This window comes from Oscillatoria sp. HE19RPO (assembly GCF_024220515.1).
GTDB lineage: Bacteria > Cyanobacteriota > Cyanobacteriia > Cyanobacteriales > Laspinemataceae > Laspinema.
The window spans coordinates 1-1,296 of record NZ_JAMXOT010000286.1 but is presented as its reverse complement, the minus strand read 5'-3'; the positions used below and the strand labels follow the sequence as shown (position 1 = coordinate 1,296).

Here is a 1,296-nt window from a genome sequence, read left to right as displayed (position 1 = left end):
TCATCAATTTATGTTAAGACGCAAAACTTATCGCAGAAACCCGGTTTCTAGTTTAACTGTGGGGTCAGAAACCGGGTTTCTTTCATCAATTTATGTTAAGACGCAAAACTTATCGCAGAAACCCGGTTTCTAGTTTAACTCTGTAACCCGGTTTCTAGTTTAACTGTGGGGTCAGAAACCGGGTTTCTTTCATCAATTTATGTTAAGACGCAAAACTTATCGCAGAAACCCGGTTTCTAGTTTAACTCTGTCATTATTATCCTCCCACCCGTTCCCAAAACCAATTCCCCACCTCCGTATTATCAACCTCCCGACTCCGCTGCAACCCCTCCTCCAACAACAACATCTCCAAACCAGGTAACAACTTCGACTCCCGAATCCGTTGACTGCCATTGGTGGCAATCATCTCAAAGGCAATGATTTGGGCATTTTGAACATCAATCACCCAATATTCCCGCACTCCTAACTCCTCATATAACAGTCGCTTAATTCCTAAATCATCTGCCAGAGAAGTCACCGCAATTTCAATCGCTAAATCGGGAGGGGAATTTTTATCTAAATCCACCGCAGCAATCCCTTTTGGAGATAACTTTACCCGATCGCCGATATAATAAGACAGGTCCGGTTGGCACTCTTTTTTCCCCGATTGCCGATAAGTGCAATTGACTTGGACTCTCATGGGTATGCTTTTTGCCATTCCCCATAAATTCACCAACAGGGCAAGCATTCCATTATCTTCAGCATGATTACACCCCACTGCTGACATTTCTATTTTCCCTTGTCCGTTGTAGTAGTAACCCTTAGCTTGAGGATATGCTGGATTTTCAAGAGTATCGAGGTATTCGTCCCAGGTAGCAGTCACCCAGACATCCGTTAAAAACTCTGTTTTGAGTAAATTCATAACATTTACCGACGATGTTATAGCATTTTCTGGATCAGGGGACTTACGCAATCTTTAATATTAAACCCGAAATGTAGAGGCGATTCGCGAATCGCCTCTACATTTCGCTTTGATTGTCCAAATCTGCGTCAGTCCTCTCGAATGGGTCTTTTGCTGGGATTATAGCAGACTTTGCTAGATTCCAAAGGTTAATTTTTGTCAAAAAAAAGGACAAGGCAGTGCCTTGTCCTGAATCGTAATCAGCCGTTCATTTGATTAGGGAACTCCAAAAAATAAAATACCCAAAAACCCACACCCTCAAGGGTGGGGCTATACGGACGAAGCCCGCCTGCGCGGGCTAAGAACGTCTTTTTAGTTCCTTAAGCATCGCATTTGGGTGATTTATTTGTTGCAAT

General features: G+C 43.1%; 1 protein-coding gene. It reads right to left on the bottom strand.

The features are described 5' to 3' along the window. Nucleotides 1–256: 256 nt before the first annotated feature. Entirely contained in the window at nt 257–901 is a 645-nt protein-coding gene (locus tag NG833_RS23320; protein WP_254567667.1) for a Uma2 family endonuclease, read from the bottom strand. Nucleotides 902–1,296: the final 395 nt, after the last annotated feature.